We start from the raw sequence: 19,881 nt of genomic DNA, 5'->3' as shown, positions 1-19,881 counted from the left end.
TCTTGGCCGCATCTTCCGCCTCCCATGCTAATGAAACTGCGCGCCGCTATGCGAGCGCTCTGTTCGAGCTCGCCAAGGATAAAGGCGAGCTCGCAACGGTCGATTCCGACCTGAAGAGCCTCACCGCAATGGCCGCAGACAGTGAAGACCTTCGCCGTCTTCTTGAATCGCCTGCCTTCGCGCGCGAGGACAAGGCCAAAGCGCTTCAGGCGCTGGCCAGTGCTGCAAAGCTGTCCAAGCTCGTCTCGAACTTCCTTGCCACGATGGCGACGAATGGCCGGTCCAGCGACATTACCGGCGCTGCCAGCCACTTCGACCAGCTTTATGCAAAGCATCGCGGCGTGAAGCGGGCTGTCGCCCGGACCGCGGAAGAAATGACCGCAGAACAGCGCCAGAAGCTTGAAGCCATACTGGCAAAGGCTGTAGGCAGCGACGTCGAACTTGAGACAGAAGTGGTTCCAGCCCTTATCGGCGGCATCCAGCTGCGTGTCGGCTCCACTCTTGTCGATGCGAGCGTCGCCTCGAAACTTGAACGTATGAACACCGCCATGAAGGGAGCTTAGAGGCTCGATGGACATCAGCGCTGCAGAAATTTCAGGCATCCTGAAATCCCAGATCGAAAACTTTGGTGTCGAGGCTGAGGTCTCCGACGTTGGACAGGTCCTGTCCGTCGGTGACGGTATCGCCCGCGTCTATGGACTCGACAACGTACAAGCCGGTGAAACCGTCGAATTCGACGGCGGCGTGAAGGGCATGGCCCTCAACCTCGAAGCTGACAATGTCGGCGTCGTGATCTTCGGCGACGACCGCGGCATCAAGGAAGGCGACAACGTCAAGCGCCTGAACGAGATTGTTGCTGCACCAGTCGGCAAGGGTCTTCTCGGCCGCGTCGTGAACCCGCTGGGTGAGCCGATCGACGGCAAAGGCCCGATCGCAGACGTCGCAGACCGTAACCGCGTCGACGTAAAAGCCCCTGGCATTCTTCCGCGCAAATCGGTCCACGAGCCGATGATGACCGGCCTCAAGGCGATCGACGCCATGATCCCGGTTGGCCGCGGCCAGCGCGAGCTGATCATTGGTGACCGTCAGACCGGCAAGACCGCGATCTGTATCGACACCATCCTGAACCAGAAGCAGACCAACGATGCTGCGAAAGACGACAGCGAGAAGCTGTTCTGTGTCTACGTCGCCATCGGCCAGAAGCGCTCCACGGTTGCCCAGGTCGTCAAGACGCTCGAAGAGCGCGGCGCCCTCGACTACACCGTCATCGTGACCGCAACGGCTTCCGAGCCTGCACCGCTTCAGTATCTTGCGCCGTTCACCGGCTGCACGATCGGCGAGTGGTTCCGCGACAATGGCATGCACGCCCTCATCATCTATGATGACCTGTCCAAGCAGGCTGTTGCATACCGTCAGATGTCGCTGCTTCTTCGCCGTCCACCGGGCCGCGAAGCCTATCCGGGCGACGTTTTCTACCTCCACTCCCGCCTGCTCGAGCGTGCAGCAAAGCTGAACGAAGACTACGGTTCCGGTTCGCTGACCGCCCTGCCGATCATTGAGACCCAGGCGAACGACGTGTCGGCCTACATCCCGACCAACGTCATCTCGATTACCGATGGTCAGATCTTCCTCGAGACCGACCTCTTCAACTCCGGTATCCGTCCGGCCGTGAACGTCGGCCTCTCGGTGTCGCGTGTGGGTTCTGCTGCACAGACCAAGGCGATGAAGAAAGTTGCCGGCTCGATGAAGGGTGAACTCGCCCAGTACCGCGAGATGGCCGCCTTCGCGAAGTTCGGTTCCGACCTCGACGCCGCAACCCAGCGCCTTCTCGGCCGTGGTGAGCGCCTGACCGAGCTCCTCAAGCAGCCGCAATTCTCGCCGCTGCAGATGGAAGAGCAGGTCGTCGTGATCTATGCCGGTACGCGCGGCTATCTCGACAAGGTTCCTGTCCGCGACGTGACGCGCTTCGAGAAGGAGCTTCTTGCCCACCTGCGCGGTGCCAAGAAGGACTTGCTCGCCAAGATCCGCAAGGACAAGGCGCTGACCGACGAGATCGAAGCCGAGATCAAATCGACCCTCGAAGACTTCACCAAGTCGTTCGCCTAAGACGCCACGCTATCAGGAGCTGAGCGATGCCCAGCCTCAAGGATCTGAAAAACCGGATCAACAGCGTGAAATCCACGCGGAAGATCACCAAGGCCATGCAGATGGTTGCAGCGGCCAAGCTGAAGCGTGCCCAGGATGCTGCGGCCGCCTCGCGCCCATACGCCCAGCGTATGGCCAGCGTTGTGGCAAACCTTGCAGGCTCCATGGGTGAAGGCTCCAGCGGCCCGAAACTCCTGTCCGGCACGGGCAGCGACCAGACCCATCTGGTCGTCGTCCTCACCTCAGAGCGCGGCCTCGCCGGCGGCTTCAACACCTATGTGGTGAAGGAAGCCCGCAGCCTGATCGCGGAGCTCGCTGGTGCCGGCAAGACCGTCAAGATCCTGACGGTCGGCAAGAAGGGCCGCGAACAGCTGAAGCGCGACTATAGCGAGCTTTTTGTCGGCCACCTCGACCTCTCTGACGTCAAGGGCAACGACTATTCCGAAGCCGGTATCGGCCTCGGCAAGGAAATCACCGGCCGTTTCGACGCGGGTGAGTTCGACGTCGCCACCCTCGTCTATAGCCAGTTCAAGAACGTGCTCAGCCAGGTGCCTGTCGCCCAGCAGCTCATTCCTGCGCAGGCTCCAGAAAACGCCGAGACGATCGACCTCAAGGGCGCGACCTATATCTATGAGCCGTCACAGGAAGAGATCCTCGAGACGCTCCTGCCGCGCTACATCAACACGCAGATCATCTCCGCCATGCTGGAAAGCGGCGCAGGTGAGCAGGCGGCCCGCATGACCGCAATGGACAATGCGACCCGCAATGCCGGTGAGATGATCGACGACCTGTCGATGGAATATAACCGGGCGCGTCAGGCCCAGATCACCAAGGAGCTGATCGAGATCATCTCCGGTGCGGAGGCCCTCTAAGGGGACGAGACGATGAATTTCTGGGTCTACGAACACTTTTCGAACAAGCGCGCACGGGTGCACGCGGCCGATTGCCGGTACTGCAATCACGGCCAGGGTGTCGGCGGCGACCAGACCAATGACGATGACAAGTGGCATGGGCCGTTCAAGACCTATGCCGAGGCAGAGACGACCGCACAGTCGCTCGGCCAGAAGGACACCCGCGACTGCGGCGTCTGCAAGCCTGCACAGGCAAGCGAGCGTCGCGGCATCAAGGTGTCCGATGTTGCTCCGGCCATCGCCGCGGCAGCCAAAAAGGATACTGCCCCTAAGCCGGCGGCAACCAAAAAGCCAGCTTCCACAAAGACCAAAACGACATCCGCTCCCAAGGAGACGCCTTCCATGAGCAGCTCTGCATCCGCCACGACTGGCAAGATTTCACAGGTTATCGGCGCCGTCGTCGACGTTGAGTTCGATGGCCACCTTCCAGACATCCTGAACGCTCTGGAAACCGACAATAACGGTAACCGCCTTGTCCTCGAGGTTGCCCAGCACCTCGGCGAGAACACGGTCCGCACCATCGCAATGGACTCCACCGAAGGCCTCGTTCGCGGCCACCCGGTGAAAGACCTTGGTGAGCCGATCCGCGTGCCGGTTGGTCCTGAAACGCTCGGCCGTATCATGAACGTCATCGGTGAACCGATCGATGAGCGCGGCCCGGTCGAAACCAAGCAGCGCGCCCCAATCCACGCGCCAGCCCCTGAATTCGTCGACCAGTCCACTGAGGCTGAGATCCTCGTCACCGGCATCAAGGTCATCGACCTTCTCTGCCCATACGCAAAAGGCGGCAAGATCGGCCTCTTCGGCGGTGCAGGCGTCGGCAAGACCGTTCTCATTCAGGAACTGATCAACAACATCGCAAAGCTGTTCGGCGGCTACTCTGTGTTCGCAGGCGTGGGTGAGCGTACGCGCGAAGGTAACGATCTCTATTACGAGATGATCGAATCCAACGTGATCAACCTCGAAGGCGACAGCCGCGTGACCCTGGTCTACGGCCAGATGAACGAGCCTCCTGGCGCACGTGCCCGCGTCGCTCTGACCGGTCTCGCACAGGCCGAGTACTTCCGCGACCAGGAAGGCAAGGACGTCCTGTTCTTCGTCGACAACATCTTCCGCTTCACGCAGGCAGGTTCTGAGGTGTCCGCGCTTCTCGGCCGTATCCCGTCCGCTGTGGGCTACCAGCCGACGCTGGCCACCGATATGGGTGCCCTGCAAGAGCGTATTACCTCCACCACCAAGGGTTCGATCACCTCGGTCCAGGCCATCTACGTGCCGGCTGACGACCTCACCGACCCTGCACCAGCCACCTCGTTCGCCCACCTTGACGCGACCACGGTTCTTAACCGCGCGATCTCGGAAAAGGGTATCTACCCGGCTGTTGACCCGCTCGACTCCACGTCGCGTATTCTCGACCCGATGGTCGTCGGTGAAGAGCACTATGAAGTTGCCCGCGGCGTGCAGGAAATCCTGCAGCGCTACAAGGAACTTCAGGACATCATCGCCATTCTCGGCATGGACGAGCTGTCTGAAGAAGACAAACTCGTCGTGGCCCGCGCCCGTAAGGTCGAACGCTTCCTGTCGCAGCCATTCGACGTTGCTGAGGTCTTCACCGGTTCGCCTGGTGAGCAGGTCAAGCTCGAAGACACGATCAAGGGCTTCAAAGGCCTCATCGCTGGCGACTATGACCACCTGCCAGAGCAAGCCTTCTACATGGTCGGCGGCATGGACCAGGCCATGAAGAAAGCCGAAAAGATGATGGCAGACGCCTAGTCAGGCTTCGCAACTTTCGATTGAAGTCTACAGCCGCATCAGAAATGATGCGGCTGTTTTCGTTTGACGGGTAATATGGGCAATTCCGGCATGTTGAGGAAAAACGCGAAGGCTGGGGTTTCCATTATCTGTCTTCTTGCCACCATCGGTCTGGGGGCTTGCGACAATAGCGAAAGCGGCCAGCAAAGCGCCGCACCAGCCCCCAGAAACAGTCAACCATTCGCCGTAATGCAGGAACGTGCGGCTGATCTGGGCGCCTATAAGGAGTGGATCGCATCATCCCTCGATACCTGTCTGAACTATCTGTCTGCCGACAATCCTGAGCCCTTTATTTCTGACCCCGCCAATAGCAACCTTGAACCGGCCGAGTTCGATACGTCGCAATTACGCAACGCGTTCACCCTTCGGACGCGTGTGGCGGTGATCGGCGGCAGTACGCCTTTTGCGCAGCATGTTGAGGAAATAATGGTCCAGCCGGAGGTTCTGGACTTCAGCGACACCGCGCAGCAACTGGCCTCGGCGGACTCAGCTCCAGTGCAGTTCGCCTTCGGTGATAAGTCCTGCGCGTCTCTTTATGCCGATGGTAGTGATCGCGCGCAGATAACCGTGCCCGAAAATGCGATCTATGACTGGCTCGAGAATAAGGACAGGTCGTTCGACGCAGGCCGCCTATTTATCTGTGGGGCACACGAAGGTCAGAATTTTGAGGTCTTCCGCACTGGCTTTCGTCTTCGCGAAGCCGGGCGCTGTGGCCCACTACACGGCATGTTGAAGTCATTCGAATTCGGCGGGGACACCTACTCCATAACTTATGCCGCAAGCGAGACCGATAGCGCCTCTCCCCACTCCACGCTCTTCCTGCTCAGGCATTGAACGACGACAGGCCCTGCCAGCCCACACCGCGACAGCAAGTCCCGGTAGACATTGGCGCTCAGACTTGTATTCAGGCCGCAGCAATTAACTCGGACGTACTTTCATGGCCAGCAAGCTGCACTTCTCTCTCGTTTCGCCCGCCAAGGAGCTTTTCTCTGGCGAGGTCGATCACGTGATCGCGCCCGGCACCGAGGGTGAGTTCGGCGTTCTCGTGAATCACGCACCCTTCATGACCACGCTGAAGAATGGCGTTGTCCGCGTTCTTGAGAATGACACGACCAAGATGCGCCTGTTCGTGCGCGGCGGCTTTGCCGACGTGACGCCAGCTGGCCTCACCATCCTGGCCGAAGAAGCCGTGGACCTCTCCACCGTCGACACGGCCAAGGTCGATGCTGAGCTGGAAGAAGCCAAGAACAAGCTGGCTGCCGAAGGCAAGGAAGGCCCACACGCCGCCACGCTGAAAGCGCAGGTCGATTATCTGAGCGACCTCAAATCAGCGATTGTCCACTAGGATCGCTTCGGCAATCCAGAATTCTAGAAGGCCGCCCCGAAACGGGCGGTCTTTGTGTATCTGCAGGTCTTGTGTCATCCTCCCCGCACACACGGGGAGACAAGATAATGAAAACCGGACACCTCGCCCTTTTCGCGGGCACTGCGCTACTGGCCACGGCCTGCGTCTCGCAAGAGGAACGCGCCTACTACAAGGATGGCGCCTATATCGATGAAAGCGCGGGCTTCAAGGCCTTTGCCGATGCTGTCACCGCCCATTGCGCACCCGCCATCGAAGGCAAGCAGAGCTTCGCTGAGTTCGAGATGAAAGGCGCAACCCGCATCCGCCTCATCGATGACAACAAGATCCCGGTCGTCTCGAGCGACACCCTGCCCGTCTGGCAGCTTGCCGAAGGCCTCGTCCAGATGCAGCTAGACCCCTATGATCGCTGCGAAGTCATCGCGGTTGGGCTCCCCGCCGAAACGGCACTTGAGGTGGCGGCGAACGCCGCAAAGTCCAAGGGTTTCCGCGAGAGTTCTGCGGATGCAGCGGGCACGCGGCTCGTCTCTGGCCGGGGCACAGCGATTGAATTCTCAGGACCGTCAGAAGCCCAGACCCCGGATGGCCGCACCTACACCAAGGTCACTGCCATCGTGACGCCCGGCACCTAACCGGCGGCGCGCAGCCATTTCAGCGCGCCGTCCTGCATTCCCTTGAATTTTGGATCGTCTTCCAACGGCGCGACGAGCAGGCCTTCCGGCAATGCCGCGCGCTTTATGGCGTGATACACCTTTGAGCGGCTCTGGCTGGACCGCAGAAGGTAAAGCCCGTCATCGAGCTGGCGCAGGCCTTCAAACTCCTCCGGCTTGAGTACGCTCTGAGGGCTACGCAGGTAGATGATGTAAAGTGTGTCGTCGGGCGCTTTCATGCTGATGAGACGCCTGAGACGCCGCCCGGTTGCCCGAACGGCGCTCTCGCCTCAGTCAGGCAAAAACAGCAATCGTCTGGCGGCCGATCATCAGCGGCTCGCCCTCGGCGTTCCAGAGACGCATCGCCTGGCTGGAATAGCCGTCGCGCGTCGCCTGCGCCTCATGATGAACAAGGAACCACCCTTCAGTCGTGGTGATCTCATCGCTCAGGAATTCCGCCATCCATGTCATGGAGCTGATTGGACCCGGTTCGGTCATCATGGACATGGCCGCTGGCGGCGGTGCATCGGCGAGCGATAACAGCGTCGTTGCATTGTAGAGCGCGCCCTCATCCTTATGGCGAAGCCATAGCGTAATGTCGCCGCGCTCAGACCCGCTGACAGGTGGCTCGCCCTTGGCCAGACGCACATTGAAATTGTGCGCGAAGTTGGGGCGCCGGCCAGACCCGAAAAAGGACGGATAGGCCTCTGGTCCCTCGACCTCTGGCTGCACGATCGACGTCCTGTTGATCTGCGATGGGCGCTTGGCCCCGAAGGTGAAGATACAACGCGCCATCACGCCGTCTTCACTGACGAGATCTGCATTGACGAAAGCCGATGATTTACCGCGCCGAAGGATCGTCGGCGAAATCACGACTTTACCGCCGACCGGGCCGACAAAGGCGACCTGCGCTGACCGCACCGGCATGTCGGGCACCAGCTCCAGCGCCGCCTCAAGGCAAAGCGCTGCCGTCAGCCCGCCATAAGTGGTGCGGCCCTGCATCCAGTCTTCTGGAATGGTCGCTTCAATACGCCCGGCCTGGCCGCGTTGCAGCCCGGCAATCAGTTCACTGTATTGCACAACGAAAGCCTAGTGCTGGCTTTCCGGCGTCTTGACGCGCAGGCCGTCCAGCTCGTCGGAAATCTGGATCTGGCAGGACAGGCGCGAATTGGCCTGAACATTCTCTGCGAAATCGAGCATCGACTGCTCCATTTCTTCAGGCTGGCCAACCTTGTCCATGAAGGCTTCATCGACATAGACGTGGCAGGTTGCGCAGGCGCAGGCACCGCCGCAATCGGCATCGATACCCGGGACCGAATTCTTGATGGCGGTTTCCATCACGGTCTCGCCGTTCTTCGCCTCGATAGGGCGCTCGGTACCGTCGTGGTCGATATAGGTAATGGTCGGCATGATAATTCCTGTCTCCTCAGGCGGCCGCAGCCGCGATTTCCTTCATGCTGATGGATGTATCTTCAAGCGTCTCTGACGCAACGGTTGCACCAGACATGATCAGTCGTTTCGATGCAATGAATTCCGGCGGGCTATTAATGGCATCCACTGCGATAAGGCGGCCATTCTTCTTATAGAAGGCGGCAAATTTCTTGGCCTTGATGTCGCCGCGCACGACGATCTCGTCATAGCCTTGCGACAGTCCGGCAATCTGTAGCTTGATATCGTACTGGTCAGACCAGAACCACGGACAGTCCAGCGCCGGGCGTGGTTTACCCATAATGGCCGCTGCCGCGAGCTTTCCCTGCTCGATCGCATTGTGCACGCTCTCAAGCCGCCCCGTACGCGCATAGTGCGCCAGCGGCCGGACCGTACAGTCACCGGCCGCAAAGATGCGCGGGTCGCTGGTGCGCGCATCCTCGTCGACGATAATGCCATTCTTGCAGGGCAGACCCGCATCTTGCGCGAGCTCAATGTTTGGCAGGATGCCGATGCCAGCCAGCACCATATCCGCTTCGATCTCCTCACCGGAGGCCAGCACCGCATGGGTCAGCTTGCCGTCCTTGCCCTTGAGGCTGCCGAGACGCGCACCGCAGCGCACGTCGACGCCGTGCTCCATATGAAGCGCTTCGTAGAAAGAACTGATAACCGGGCTCGTCACACGGGCGAGTGCCCGCTGCTCCATCTCCAGAACGGTAACTTCAAGGCCCAGCTGGCGCGCCACAGCGGCTGCTTCGAGGCCGATATAGCCTGCGCCTACGATCACAAGCTTGTGGCCGGGGATCATCTTTGGCTGGATATGCTCCACATCGGAAAGGCCGCGCAGCTCGAACACATTCTCAAGGTCAGCGCCTTCCACCGGCAGCGGACGTGGGCGGGACCCGGTGGCGATGATCACGGCGTCATAATCGAGATGCCCGCCATGCTGCAGAAGGACCTGGCGATTGGCGCGGTCGATCTTCTCAACACACTGTGAAAGCAGCGTCTCGACCTTGTTGTCTTCATACCAGGCCGATGGTTTGAAATAGAGCCGGTCCTCGGCCAGCTCGCCCTTCATATAGGCCTTGGAGAGGGGAGGACGCTGATACGGCAGGGCCGCTTCGTCGCCGACAAGCGTGATCTCACCTTCATAGCCAAACTGGCGCAGCGACTGAACCGCCTGCGCGCCCGCCTGGCCGCCGCCGATGACCACGATGCTCTTTGCTGTCGACAGGTCCAAACCTGTTCTCCTCCCTAATTGCGCGCATTCATGACGCAGGCGTCACGATTTTTCAAGCCATCGCGGACATTCCCCAACGCCATCTGGATGTATTCGCGTCCGCCCCTTCTTCTAGACCAAGCTGCAAACCTATTTGAAGAGGGCTTTCGGTCACGCTATCGCTTGGTCAAGTTCGCAGGCGCCGGAGGCCGATACATGTCCACAAAAGCCAATCAGGCGGCGCACCGCGTGCTCGACATGCTGCATGGCCGCGCCCGCAAGGTCGCCAAGGGCGATCCCCTCGCCCCGCCCATCATCAATGCCGCCAAATATGCCCTGCCCGGCGCGCCTGACCATCCCTTCCCCTATGGCCGGTTCGACAATCCCGGCTGGCAGGCCATTGAGGACGCGATCGGCGCGCTAGAAAACGCGCCCACCATCTGCTTTCCAAGCGGGATGGCCGCCGTCACCGCAGCCCTCATGGCGCTCGCAGGCCCCGGCGCGCGCGTCCTGCTACCGTCTGATGGCTACTACACCGTCCGCGTCCTGATCGACGATTTCCTGCGCCAGCACGGCATAGAGCCGGTCCTCGTCCCGACCCGCCAGATGGACGGGTACGACCTCTCAGGCTTTGACCTTGTCTGGCTGGAAACGCCTTCCAACCCGGGCCTCGACGTTTGCGACATCAAGGCGATCTGTGAGCGCGCGCATGCTGCCGGCGCCAAAGTCTGCGTCGACAACACCACCGCGACGCCGCTCCTGCAGGACCCGCTCGCCCTTGGCGCGGACATGGTGGTTGCCTCGGACACCAAGGCGCTCGCGGGTCATTCCGATGTCCTGTTCGGCCACGTCGCCTCAAAGGATGAGGCCCTGATTGAGCGCGTGCGCCAGTGGCGCAAGCTCTCCGGCGCAACCCCCGGCCCTGCCGAAGCCTATCTCGCCTATCGCGGCCTGATGACGCTGGAGCTTCGGCTGGAACGCATGTGCACCAATGCAGACGCCCTCGCCCGCCTCCTGCAGGGCCACGCCGCCGTGTCCGCTGTCCGCTTTCCCGGCCTCGAAACCGACCCTTCCCACGCCATCGCCGCAAAACAGATGGTCCGCCCGGGCTTCGTGCTCGGCGCAACCTTCAGGAGCGAAGAGGCCGCCGAGCGCTTCATCGACGACTGCCCGGCCATCTTCCACGCCACCAGCTTTGGCGGCATCCAGACCAGCGGGGAGCGCCGCGCCCGCTGGGGCGATGATGTCGCGCCCGGCTATGTCCGCCTCTCTGCAGGCTGTGAGCCGACAGATGCCCTGCTGGCCGCCGTCAGCCAGACACTGGACACGCTCTGATGGCCGACAGTCTCGAACTTCACCTCGCTGATGAGGCCGCAACCGCGCGCCTTGCCGCCCGCCTCGCCCCGCACCTCAAGGCAGGCGATGTCATCGCCCTTCATGGCGGGCTTGGCGCAGGCAAGACGACCTTCTCGCGCGCACTCATCTCGGCCCTGCGCGGCACCCCGACAGAAGTACCCAGCCCGACCTATACGCTGGTCCAGACCTACGATGCGCACGGCCTCACCATCTACCATTTCGACCTCTACCGGATCGAAGACCCGGATGAGGTGACAGAGCTTGGCTGGGACGAAACCGCAGGCGGTCTCGCCCTCATCGAATGGCCACTCAAGGCGGGAGACAACCTCCCCGCCTGGCGGCTCGACCTCACCCTCGAACAAACCGCCGAAGGTCGCACAGCAAGGCTGGAACCGCATGGCGAAGACTGGCAGTCTCGACTCCATGGGATTTGACGCAGACAGGCAGGCCGAGATCGAGGCCTTTCTCACCCGCGCCGGCTGGGCCGATGCGCGTCTCGACTGGCTGAATGCCGACGCCTCGACGCGCCGCTATGGCCGCCTGTCGCGCGCTGATGGCGAAGCCGCCCTCCTCATGGACGCCCCGCTGGTCGAAGATGATCCGTGCACGCCGGATATGAGTGACGAGGAACGCCTCGCAGGCGGCTGGAACAAGCAGTCACGCCTTGCCGCCTCCCGCGTCGAGGCCTTCGCCGCGATCGGTGGCTGGCTCCGCAACAATGGCTTCAGCGCGCCGGAAGTCCTTGCAGGCGACGCCGCCCTCGGCCTCGCGGTGATCGAGGATTTCGGCAGCCAGAAAGAGTTTGCGCGTCTCATCGAGAAGGGCGCCGACGAGGTGGAGCTTTACACCGCCGCCGCGAGCGCACTCGCAGACCTCCACGCCCTCGACATCCCGAAAGAGCTTACCGCGCTTGAGCGGACATGGCCGATCCTCGATTTCGACACTTTGGCCCTCAATGTGAATGCCAGCCTGTTTGCCAACTGGTACCCGAAATTCGACCCGCGCATGTCACTCTCGGACGCCGATCATGCGCGCTGGGAAAGCGAACTCGCCGCCCTGACCGAGCGCGCGCAGGCCTTCCCGCGAGAGCTCACCCTGCGCGACTATCACGCCGAGAACCTGATCTGGCTGCCAGAACGTGATGGCCGCGCGCGTGTCGGCCTGCTCGACTTTCAGGACGCCGTTGTCGGCTGGGACGCATGGGACATGGCCATGCTGGTCCAGGATGCCCGCCGCCCTGTCTCCCCAGCCGCGCAATCGGCGGCCATCCGCACCTATCTCGACAGGACCGGCAAGGCAGAGGCCGACTTCCTCGAACGCCTCGCCATTATCGGCACGCTCAATGCCCTCCGCATCGTCGGCATCTTCGCCCGCCTGATCGAGCGTGACGGCAAGGCCCGCTACAAGCTCTTCCTGCCGCGCCAGAAACAGCTGCTGGCCCGCAACCTCGAACACCCCGCCGCCGCCGGCATGGCCGCCTTCGTCGCCGACACAGCGCCCTTCATTTTTGAGGACGCGTGAAACGTGAAGACTTCAACTCGCTCCTCGAGCCCACCTACCGAAAATGCCTACGAAGGCAGGCATCCATGGTGCAACCCATTTTTCAAAGCGCTGAATGTGAGGGACCATGCTGGACCCCTGCCTGCGCAGGGGTCTTCGGATCGTATCGGCGGGACCAACGCTCAGGATAGCCACTTATGACCATCCCCCACACCGCCATGATCCTCGCCGCAGGCCTTGGCACCCGCATGCGCCCGCTGACCGACACGACAGCCAAACCGCTGATCGAAGTCGCGGGCATACGCCTTATGGACCGCCAGATCGAACCGCTCATTGAGGCAGGCGTGAAACGCCTCGTCGTGAACACGCACTGGTGCGCCGATCAGGTCGAGGCCCATTCACGCGGTATTGGCGGGGTCGAAGTCGTCTTCTCCGACGAACGCGAAGAAGTGCTGGAAACCGGCGGCGCCATCTCGAAAGCCGCCAGCCTGCTCGGCAAAGACCCGATCTTTGTCGTCAACACGGACGCCTTCTGGGCGCCCGGCGACAGCGCACCGCTCAAGGCGCTGGCCGACGCCTATGACCCGGCGAACGCCGACGAAATCCTGCTGCTGGCTGACCGTGAGCGCTGTCTCGGCTTTTCCGGCAAGGGCGACTTCCACCTGTCCGATGACGGCCTCATCACCCATCGCGGCGATGACCCGTCAGCAGCCTGGGCCTATGCGGGCCTGCGTATCGCAAAACCCGCCCTTTATGCCGAATACCCGCCAGAGCCTTTCTCCGCCTTCCGCGTCTGGTCTGGCCTGCTTGAGAAAAAGCGGATGCAGGGCCTACCCCTCGACCGCTTCTGGCTGCATGTCGGCGACCCGAAATCCCTCAAGGATGCCGAAATGTGGCTGAGGTGCTTCGGCGCATGAGCGGGCCCGGCCTATTTGCTCCCGGTGCGCCGCGACTTCGAACCATCCCGCCCGGCGCGAACTTCCTGAATGAGCTTGCGCGCGCCCTTGTCGAGGAAAAGGACGCCGCTGCCCATCCGGACGCGCTTGCCGATGATCTGATCTATGTGCCGAACCGGCGGTCTGCCCGCGCGCTCGCCCTCGCCATCTATCGCGCGGCAGGCGTGAAGACACTGCTGATGCCGGAAATCCGCCCGCTCGGTGACCTCGAAAATGATGAGCCGCCCCCCGGCGTCGAATCGGCCCTCGCCGACCTGCCGCCTGCCCTGTCTGGCGCCGAACGCCTTGGCCAGCTCTCGCGGCTCGTCTCTGCATATTATGAGAAACAGGGCACGCCCGTCCCGCCCGCATCCGCGCTTGCGGCTGCTGGCGAACTTGCCCGCCTGCTCGATCAGGCCGCGCTCAGCGGCGGGATCAACTGGGACCTTCTCGATACGCTGGTGGAAGAGCGCCAGCTCGCCGTCCACTGGCAGCAATCAGTCGAATTCCTGAAGATCATCACGCAGGCCTGGCCCGCCAGCCTTGAAGACCAGCAGCGCATGGACCCCTATGCCCGCCGCCTCGCCGCGGCAGAGGCAACAGCTTCGAGCTGGCAGACGCGACCGCCGCGCGGCGATGTCATTATCGCGGGCTCCACCGGCGCCGACCCGTCCGCTTTTGCGCTGATGACGGCGGCCCTTCATTTGCCTCGCGCCCTTATCGTCCTGCCGGGTCTCGACCGGGACCTCACCCGCGCCTCCATGGACCAGATCGTCGAGACGCCGAGCCACCCGCAGGCTGCGCTCGCCCGCACACTGGACCGGCTCGGCTACCTGCCCGACGAAGTCGCACCATGGCCGGGCCTGAAAGACAGCAATGAAGCCCGCGCCCGCCGCGCCCTGATCCACGAAGCGCTCGCCCCGGCCAGCGAAACCGCAGGCTGGCTGACTCGTCTGGATGAACTTGCAGGCGCCCGCTCCCGCGCAGACTTCGCCCGCGACGGCTTTTCCGGCCTCACCCTGCTCGAAGCCGCTGATGAGCAGGACGAAGCCTGGTGCGCCGCCCTGCTCCTGCGAGAGACGCTGGAGCGCGAGGGCCAAACCGCTGCCCTCGTGACGCCAGATGCAGGCCTTGCCCGGCGCGTTTCCTCCCTGATGAAGCATTGGGGCGTCGATCTTGCCCCGTCCGGCGGCACGCCGCTCCTGCAGACCCGCTCTGGCAGCCTTGCCGCCCTCACCATGGACTGGGCGAGTGACCCGACCCACCCGGCGCTCATGCTTGCCGTGCTGAAGCACAGGCAGGTCACGCCCACCGAAGACCTCGACACGCTGGAACGCTACATCCTGCGCGGCCCGCGTCGCTGGGAAGACTTCGAAGGCCTCGAAACCCATATCGACCGGCTCGACAAGGAAGCGCGTCATCAGGCAGAGCTGCGCGGACGGCCAGAGCCCTACTTTGCCGCGCCGTCTCACCGGATCGTCGCTGACCTCCAGCAGAGACTTGCCAGCGCAGGGCTCGGCCCCGATGGTGAGACCATTTCCGGCCGCCGCTTTCTCGAAGCCGTTAGCGATCTGATGGCAGACCTTGGCGATGCGCCGCTGCCCTGGGCGGGCGAGGATGGCGCGGCCCTCTCCACCGCGATGCGCGATTTTGCCGACATCTGCGACAGCCTTGAGCCAGCCGCTGCCGAAATCTGGGCGGAGCTTTTCAAATCCTACTGCCAGACCATCAGCGTCCGCGATGCCGGCGGCGACCATCCGCGCCTTGCCATCTGGGGTCCGCTCGAAGCGCGCCTGCAAAGTGCCGACCGGCTCATCCTCGCGGGCCTCAATGAGGATGTCTGGCCAAAGCAGCCGCCGCCGGACGCCTTCCTGCCGCGCAACTTCCGCAAGAAGCTCGGCCTCGCTGACCCTGATGAGCGTATCGGCCTCTCGGCGCATGACTTTGCGCAAATGGCAGCTGCCCCGAATGTGACCCTGATCAGCGCCCGGCGCCGGGATGACGCCCCAGCGGTCGCCTCGCGGTGGATATGGAGGCTGACGACGCTCGCTCGCGGTGCCCTCGGTGAGGAAGAGGCCGCCCGCGTCCTTGAGCCGTCAGAGGGCGCCGACCCGCGCGACTGGCTCACCTCGCTGCGCGAGGCCCCTGCCCTGCCGGACGACTACACATCAGAGCCACGCCCCACCCCGGCGCTTGAGGCGCGGCCCAGAAAGCTCTCGGTCACCCGGATCGAAGACCTCATCCGCGACCCCTACAAGATCTACGCCCAGCAAGTGCTCGGCCTCTATCCGCTCGACCCGCTCGACATGCCCGTCGATGCCCGCCCACGCGGCACCGCCATCCACGCGGCCCTAGAAAAGTTTGAGGATGACGGCGTCGAGAAGTCAACCGACAGCCTTGTCGCTTTGATCGAGGATGAACTTCGCAGCGCTGGGGAGCTTGAAGAGATCATCCTCGGCGGCGTATCGGTCCGCAGGAAAGTCGCCGCAGAATATCTCGATTGGCGCGCAGGGCGCCTTCACCTCATCGCCGGGCGCGTCCACACCGAAATTTCCGGCCAGACAGACCTCACTGCCCCCGCAATGCCCGAAGGCCGCTTCACCGTCACCGCCAATGCTGACCGGGTAGAGCGTCATCAGGACGGCTCCATCGCCATTCTCGACTTCAAGACAGGTGATCCGCCATCCGAGAAACAGGTGCGCTCGGGCCTCAACCCGCAAATGCCCCTCTCGGCCATCATCGCGCTCGGCGACGGGTTCGAGGTGAAGGATGATATCAAGCTTCGCAGCGACAACGTCTCTGCGCTCACCTATGTCCGTTTCGGCTCAAAGTTCGCTGTCCGCAATATCGGAGACGGTACGGGGCGTTCCATCCCTGAAAAGCCCCTCGAGGAAATCATCGAGGAAACCCGCGCCGGCGTGACCCAGCTCATCGCGCGCTTTGCTGACCCGGCTCACCCTTATGTCAGCATGCCGCGCCCCATCTGGGCGACTTATGGCTCCGACTATGCCCGCCTTGCCCGCCGCGATGAATGGATATCGGAGAGCGGCGATGACTGATGTGATCGACTTTCCATCCCCCTATGCCCGCGCGCAGAAGGCGCAGGCCGACGCCGCCCTTCCGGATCGCTCCGCCTGGGTCGAGGCACATGCAGGCTCCGGCAAGACCAAGGTCCTGATCGACCGCGTTGCCCGCCTGCTCCTTCGCCGCGATGGCGGCCGCCCCGGCGCCGCGCCAGACACGATCCTCTGCGTCACCTACACCAAGGCGGCCGCGAACGAGATGCTTGGCCGCCTCTTCCGCACGCTCGGTAGCTGGTCGGTCGCCGATGATGCGACCTTGCGCGACAAGCTTGCCGAACTCGAACACCGCCCGGCCGACACCTATGAGGCCAGCGACCTCGACGCCGCACGCGCCCTGTTCGCGCAAGCCCTCGAAACACCCGGCGGTCTCCGCATCGAGACCATTCACGCCTTCTGCGCACGGATTCTCCGCCGTTTCCCGCTCGAAGCCCACGTCTCCCCGGGCTTCACCGAGATCGAGGACCGCGAGGCTGACGAACTCTGGACCGACGCGCTGCGTGAGCAGATTCTCCACGCTGCCGACACCAATCCGGACGCCCTCGCCGTCCTCTCCGAAGCTGGCGGCGGCCTCGGCGCATCGGTCATCCTCTCCGCGCTGCGCAGCGTCGCCACTGACCTTACCGGCCGCGACCCGGAAGCGCTCAAGGCTGAGGTCAAACAGGCTCTCGATGCCCCGAGTGAAAGCGCGACTGAACTGGTCGAGAACGCGATGGGCCGCGACCTCCCCCGCGCCGATATCCAGTCGCTCGTCACAATCCTCTCCGGCGAGACCAGCCTGAAGAAGACCGACGCTGACCTGATGGACAAGCTGGTCGACTGCCTCTCAGCCCGCCCAGCAGAAAACCGGTTCGAGACCTATTGCAGCCTCTTCCTCACCCAGGCTGGCGACTGGAAAAAGTCCAACCCCTACACCAAGGCCATCGGTGACCTCTGCGCCGAAGCCGCCGCCCTCTACCAGATGAAAGATGGCGACGGCAGCGAAGCCTTCCGCATCCGCAACCTGCTGGAGCGCCTTAAAGCCCGCCGCGCCTATGAGACGACCGCCGCGCTGATCGATATCGGCCTGCCGGTCCTCGCGGGCTACGCGGCCGGAAAACGCGCCCGCGCCGCCCTCGATTTCGATGACCTGATCGAGCGCACCAAGAGCCTCCTCACCGCCCCCGGCATCGCCGAATGGGTGCTCTACAAGCTCGATGGCGGGCTCAACCACATCCTGCTTGATGAGGCGCAGGACACCAGCCCCAGCCAGTGGGTGCTGATCAACGCCCTCGTCACTGAATTCCGAGCCGGCATGGGCGCAGAGCGCGCCGTCGACCCGCGAACCCAGTTCACCGTCGGGGACAAGAAACAGTCCATCTACTCCTTCCAGGGCGCAGACCCTGAACGCTTCCTGCAGGAGAAACAGGCCTTCATCAGCGCCGAAGAGTCGCGTCACGGACAGGCCAACCTGCCGGACATGACCATGTCCTTCCGCTCGACGCCCGAAGTGCTCGGCTTCGTCGATGCGGTGTTCAATCAGGACAGTTTCGCAGGCGACCCCTTCTCCGACATGCCCCCTGATGAGGCCGACGCCCTCACCCATGTCGCCAAACGCAGCAATGAGGCCGGCCGCGTCGATCTCTGGCCCATCACGCCGCACACTGAGGAAGAAGAGGGCGACCCATGGGACGCCCCGCTCGACCATATCAGCGAGAGCTCGCCCAAGAACAAACTCGCCAAACAGGTCGCCGCCGAGATCCGCCGCATGGTCGATGTGGGTGAGCCTGTCTGGCGCAAAGGACAACAAGAAGGCGCCCGCCCCGAAGACTTCCTCATCCTCGTCAGAAAACGCGGCGCGCTGTTCAATGCCCTGATCCGCGCCCTCAAGGATGAAAACCTCCCCGTCGCGGGCGCAGACCGCCTCGTCCTGCTCGACCATATCGGCGTGCAGGACTGCCTGAACCTCATCCGCTTCGCCCTCTTCCCGTCCGATGACCTGACCCTCGCCGAGATCCTGCGCGGGCCCTTCTGCGGCCTCATCGACGACGACAACCACCTTTTCCCGCTCGCCTATAAGCGCAGGAATGAGAGCCTCTGGGACCGGCTGCAGGCCGCGACCGACCCCGTCTTCGCCCCGGCCCGCGCCTTCTGCGAGGACCTCCTCGCCCACCGCCACCTGCCCGCTTTCGACTTTCTCTCCCGCGCCCTGACGACGCGCCGCGAGAACGGACTCTCAGGCTGGGACCGCCTCATCCAGCGGCTCGGAGAGCCTGCCCGCGACCCGGTCAGCGCCCTGATCGACCGCGCACTTGGCTATGACATGGGCGAGGCCGCCAGCCTCCAGCTCTTCCTCGCCGAGATCGAAAGCGATACGAGCCAGCTCAAACGCGACCTTGCCGAAGCCAATGGTGAGATCCGCGTGATGACCGTCCACGGCGCCAAGGGCCTGCAGGCCCCCATCGTCATCCTGCCGGACACGACCGGCGCAGAAAAAGCCGACACGAACGGGCTCTTCATGCTGGAAGGCGGCATTCCGGTCTATTCCAAGCGGGCTGCCGAAGACCCGCCCGTCATCGCCGCCCGCCGCCTTGCCCGACAGACGGCACAGGCTCGCGAGTCCCGCCGCCTCCTCTATGTTGCACTCACCCGCGCAGAGGACCGGCTCATCATTGCGGGCGCCCATCATGGCTGGAAATCTGGCGCAGGCTATGGCGACACCTCCTGGTACGCGCTCTGCCGGCAGGGCATGCTGTCGCTCACCGGCGGCGACGGCGGAGATGCCGAGGAGACCCTCACCTATGGCGAGGTCCAGCCGTCCGTCACGCCAGATAGCGGCGCCAGCGCGGCCCCGCCTGCCGCCCCCCTCTGGACGAAACAGCAAGCCCCCGGCACCGGCCCCACCACGCGCATCCGCGCGCCAAGCCGCCTGCTGACGGACACGGCGCCCGTTTCAAAGCCTTTCGGCCCGGCCCGCGCCGCGGCCCTCAAGCGCGGCAAGCTCATCCACACCCTGCTGCAATACCTGCCAGAACTCACCCCGGAGGCCCGCGAGGCCGCCGCCCGCATCTGGCTCGACCGGCACGCAGAGCTCGATGACACTGCCCGCGCTGAAATCCTCACCGTCACGCTCCGCACGCTCAGCAATGACAGCTTCAGCCACGTCTTCGCCCCGGGCGGACGCTCCGAAGCCGCAATCGTCGGTGAAATCGACACCGCCTCCGGCGCCACCATCATCAATGGCCGGGTCGACCGCCTCGTCGTCAGCGACACAGAAGTCCTCATCATTGATTACAAGACTGACCGCCCCGCCCCGGCGCGCGTGGAGGATGTCGACGCGTCCTACATCGCCCAGATGGCGGCCTATACGCACATCTTGTCAGAGACCTGGCCAAGGCGCACCGTCCGCGCGGGCCTGCTCTATACAGACGGCCCCGTCCTCTTCGAGCTCCCTGCCAGCTTATTGCAGAACTCATTGGAGCGTTTAGCTGGCCGCCTTTGAAGAA

17 protein-coding genes are annotated in these 19,881 nt (G+C 63.2%); 13 read left to right on the top strand and 4 right to left on the bottom strand.

Going from position 1 to position 19,881, the window contains the following annotated elements:
• Positions 1-2 precede the first annotated feature (2 nt).
• The 7 genes from atpH to D1222_RS06800 all read left to right on the top strand — a co-directional run bounded on the left by atpH (position 3) and on the right by D1222_RS06800 (position 6,860).
• Positions 3-563, top strand: coding sequence for an ATP synthase F1 subunit delta (atpH, locus tag D1222_RS06830; protein ID WP_119453758.1), 561 nt, complete (start codon positions 3-5; stop codon positions 561-563).
• Between the two features lie 7 nt (positions 564-570).
• Positions 571-2,106, top strand: a complete 1,536-nt coding sequence (gene atpA, locus D1222_RS06825) for a F0F1 ATP synthase subunit alpha (RefSeq protein ID WP_119453434.1) — start codon at positions 571-573, stop codon at positions 2,104-2,106.
• A gap of 26 nt (positions 2,107-2,132) precedes the next feature.
• Positions 2,133-3,017, top strand: a complete 885-nt coding sequence (locus tag D1222_RS06820; protein WP_119453433.1) for a F0F1 ATP synthase subunit gamma — start codon at positions 2,133-2,135, stop codon at positions 3,015-3,017.
• Between the two features lie 12 nt (positions 3,018-3,029).
• Positions 3,030-4,826 (top strand): F0F1 ATP synthase subunit beta, encoded by a 1,797-nt coding sequence (atpD, locus tag D1222_RS06815; RefSeq protein WP_267896080.1) that lies wholly within the window; start codon positions 3,030-3,032, stop codon positions 4,824-4,826.
• 75 nt (positions 4,827-4,901) lie between these two features.
• Positions 4,902-5,699 (top strand): hypothetical protein, encoded by a 798-nt coding sequence (locus tag D1222_RS06810; protein WP_119453432.1) that lies wholly within the window; start codon positions 4,902-4,904, stop codon positions 5,697-5,699.
• A gap of 103 nt (positions 5,700-5,802) precedes the next feature.
• Positions 5,803-6,210 carry a F0F1 ATP synthase subunit epsilon gene (locus D1222_RS06805; protein ID WP_119453431.1) on the top strand — a complete coding sequence of 136 codons (408 nt, stop codon included), beginning with the start codon at positions 5,803-5,805 and terminating at the stop codon, positions 6,208-6,210.
• Positions 6,211-6,317: 107 nt separating this feature from the next.
• Positions 6,318-6,860 (top strand): hypothetical protein, encoded by a 543-nt coding sequence (locus tag D1222_RS06800; RefSeq protein ID WP_119453430.1) that lies wholly within the window; start codon positions 6,318-6,320, stop codon positions 6,858-6,860.
• Here the strand turns inward: D1222_RS06800 and D1222_RS06795 are convergent.
• The 4 genes from D1222_RS06795 to D1222_RS06780 are packed head-to-tail and all read right to left on the bottom strand — an operon-like array spanning position 6,857 to position 9,546.
• On the bottom strand, positions 6,857-7,117 hold the full coding sequence (locus D1222_RS06795) for a hypothetical protein (RefSeq protein WP_119453429.1): 261 nt from the start codon (positions 7,115-7,117) through the stop codon (positions 6,857-6,859). The genes D1222_RS06800 and D1222_RS06795 overlap by 4 nt on opposite strands.
• A gap of 55 nt (positions 7,118-7,172) precedes the next feature.
• Positions 7,173-7,958: a thioesterase family protein gene (locus D1222_RS06790; protein ID WP_119453428.1), complete on the bottom strand. Its 786-nt coding sequence runs from the start codon at positions 7,956-7,958 to the stop codon at positions 7,173-7,175.
• Positions 7,959-7,967: 9 nt separating this feature from the next.
• Positions 7,968-8,288, bottom strand: coding sequence for a 2Fe-2S iron-sulfur cluster-binding protein (locus D1222_RS06785; RefSeq protein WP_119453427.1), 321 nt, complete (start codon positions 8,286-8,288; stop codon positions 7,968-7,970).
• A 16-nt stretch (positions 8,289-8,304) separates the two neighbouring features.
• On the bottom strand, positions 8,305-9,546 hold the full coding sequence (locus D1222_RS06780; RefSeq protein ID WP_233348541.1) for an NAD(P)/FAD-dependent oxidoreductase: 1,242 nt from the start codon (positions 9,544-9,546) through the stop codon (positions 8,305-8,307).
• 195 nt (positions 9,547-9,741) lie between these two features.
• Here D1222_RS06780 and D1222_RS06775 point away from each other — a divergent pair, with 195 nt between their 5' ends.
• From D1222_RS06775 to addA, 6 genes are all read left to right on the top strand, one after another.
• Positions 9,742-10,860: a cystathionine gamma-lyase gene (locus tag D1222_RS06775; protein ID WP_119453755.1), complete on the top strand. Its 1,119-nt coding sequence runs from the start codon at positions 9,742-9,744 to the stop codon at positions 10,858-10,860.
• Complete coding sequence (tsaE, locus tag D1222_RS06770; RefSeq protein WP_119453426.1) at positions 10,860-11,315, top strand: tRNA (adenosine(37)-N6)-threonylcarbamoyltransferase complex ATPase subunit type 1 TsaE; 456 nt, start codon at positions 10,860-10,862, stop codon at positions 11,313-11,315. Before D1222_RS06775 ends, tsaE begins: the two co-directional genes overlap by 1 nt.
• Positions 11,278-12,402 carry an aminoglycoside phosphotransferase family protein gene (locus tag D1222_RS06765; protein WP_233348540.1) on the top strand — a complete coding sequence of 375 codons (1,125 nt, stop codon included), beginning with the start codon at positions 11,278-11,280 and terminating at the stop codon, positions 12,400-12,402. Before tsaE ends, D1222_RS06765 begins: the two co-directional genes overlap by 38 nt.
• A 176-nt stretch (positions 12,403-12,578) precedes the next feature.
• Positions 12,579-13,298 carry a nucleotidyltransferase family protein gene (locus tag D1222_RS06760; RefSeq protein ID WP_233348539.1) on the top strand — a complete coding sequence of 240 codons (720 nt, stop codon included), beginning with the start codon at positions 12,579-12,581 and terminating at the stop codon, positions 13,296-13,298.
• Positions 13,274-16,375, top strand: a complete 3,102-nt coding sequence (addB, locus tag D1222_RS06755) for a double-strand break repair protein AddB (protein WP_147371825.1) — start codon at positions 13,274-13,276, stop codon at positions 16,373-16,375. The genes D1222_RS06760 and addB overlap by 25 nt, the downstream gene beginning before the upstream one ends.
• A complete protein-coding gene (addA, locus tag D1222_RS06750; RefSeq protein WP_182481883.1) occupies positions 16,368-19,877 on the top strand; it encodes a double-strand break repair helicase AddA in 3,510 nt (1,169 codons plus the stop codon). The genes addB and addA overlap by 8 nt, the downstream gene beginning before the upstream one ends.
• Positions 19,878-19,881: the final 4 nt, after the last annotated feature.

Source organism: Henriciella algicola (genome assembly GCF_003576245.1).
Lineage (GTDB): Bacteria > Pseudomonadota > Alphaproteobacteria > Caulobacterales > Hyphomonadaceae > Henriciella > Henriciella algicola.
This window is presented reverse-complemented; position numbering and strand designations above follow the sequence as displayed.

Excerpts from the sequence above, each read along its gene's own strand:
- D1222_RS06795 (WP_119453429.1), bottom strand. The coding sequence starts at position 7,117 with ATGAAAGCGCCCGACGACACACTTTACATCATCTACCTGCGTAGCCCT.
- D1222_RS06820 (WP_119453433.1), top strand. The coding sequence starts at position 2,133 with ATGCCCAGCCTCAAGGATCTGAAAAACCGGATCAACAGCGTGAAATCC.
- atpA (WP_119453434.1), top strand. The coding sequence starts at position 571 with ATGGACATCAGCGCTGCAGAAATTTCAGGCATCCTGAAATCCCAGATC.
- D1222_RS06775 (WP_119453755.1), top strand. The coding sequence starts at position 9,742 with ATGTCCACAAAAGCCAATCAGGCGGCGCACCGCGTGCTCGACATGCTG.
- addA (WP_182481883.1), top strand. The coding sequence starts at position 16,368 with ATGACTGATGTGATCGACTTTCCATCCCCCTATGCCCGCGCGCAGAAG.
- D1222_RS06800 (WP_119453430.1), top strand. The coding sequence starts at position 6,318 with ATGAAAACCGGACACCTCGCCCTTTTCGCGGGCACTGCGCTACTGGCC.
- D1222_RS06785 (WP_119453427.1), bottom strand. The coding sequence starts at position 8,288 with ATGCCGACCATTACCTATATCGACCACGACGGTACCGAGCGCCCTATC.
- D1222_RS06805 (WP_119453431.1), top strand. The coding sequence starts at position 5,803 with ATGGCCAGCAAGCTGCACTTCTCTCTCGTTTCGCCCGCCAAGGAGCTT.
- atpD (WP_267896080.1), top strand. The coding sequence starts at position 3,030 with ATGAATTTCTGGGTCTACGAACACTTTTCGAACAAGCGCGCACGGGTG.
- D1222_RS06765 (WP_233348540.1), top strand. The coding sequence starts at position 11,278 with ATGGCGAAGACTGGCAGTCTCGACTCCATGGGATTTGACGCAGACAGG.
- D1222_RS06760 (WP_233348539.1), top strand. The coding sequence starts at position 12,579 with ATGACCATCCCCCACACCGCCATGATCCTCGCCGCAGGCCTTGGCACC.
- tsaE (WP_119453426.1), top strand. The coding sequence starts at position 10,860 with ATGGCCGACAGTCTCGAACTTCACCTCGCTGATGAGGCCGCAACCGCG.
- D1222_RS06810 (WP_119453432.1), top strand. The coding sequence starts at position 4,902 with ATGGGCAATTCCGGCATGTTGAGGAAAAACGCGAAGGCTGGGGTTTCC.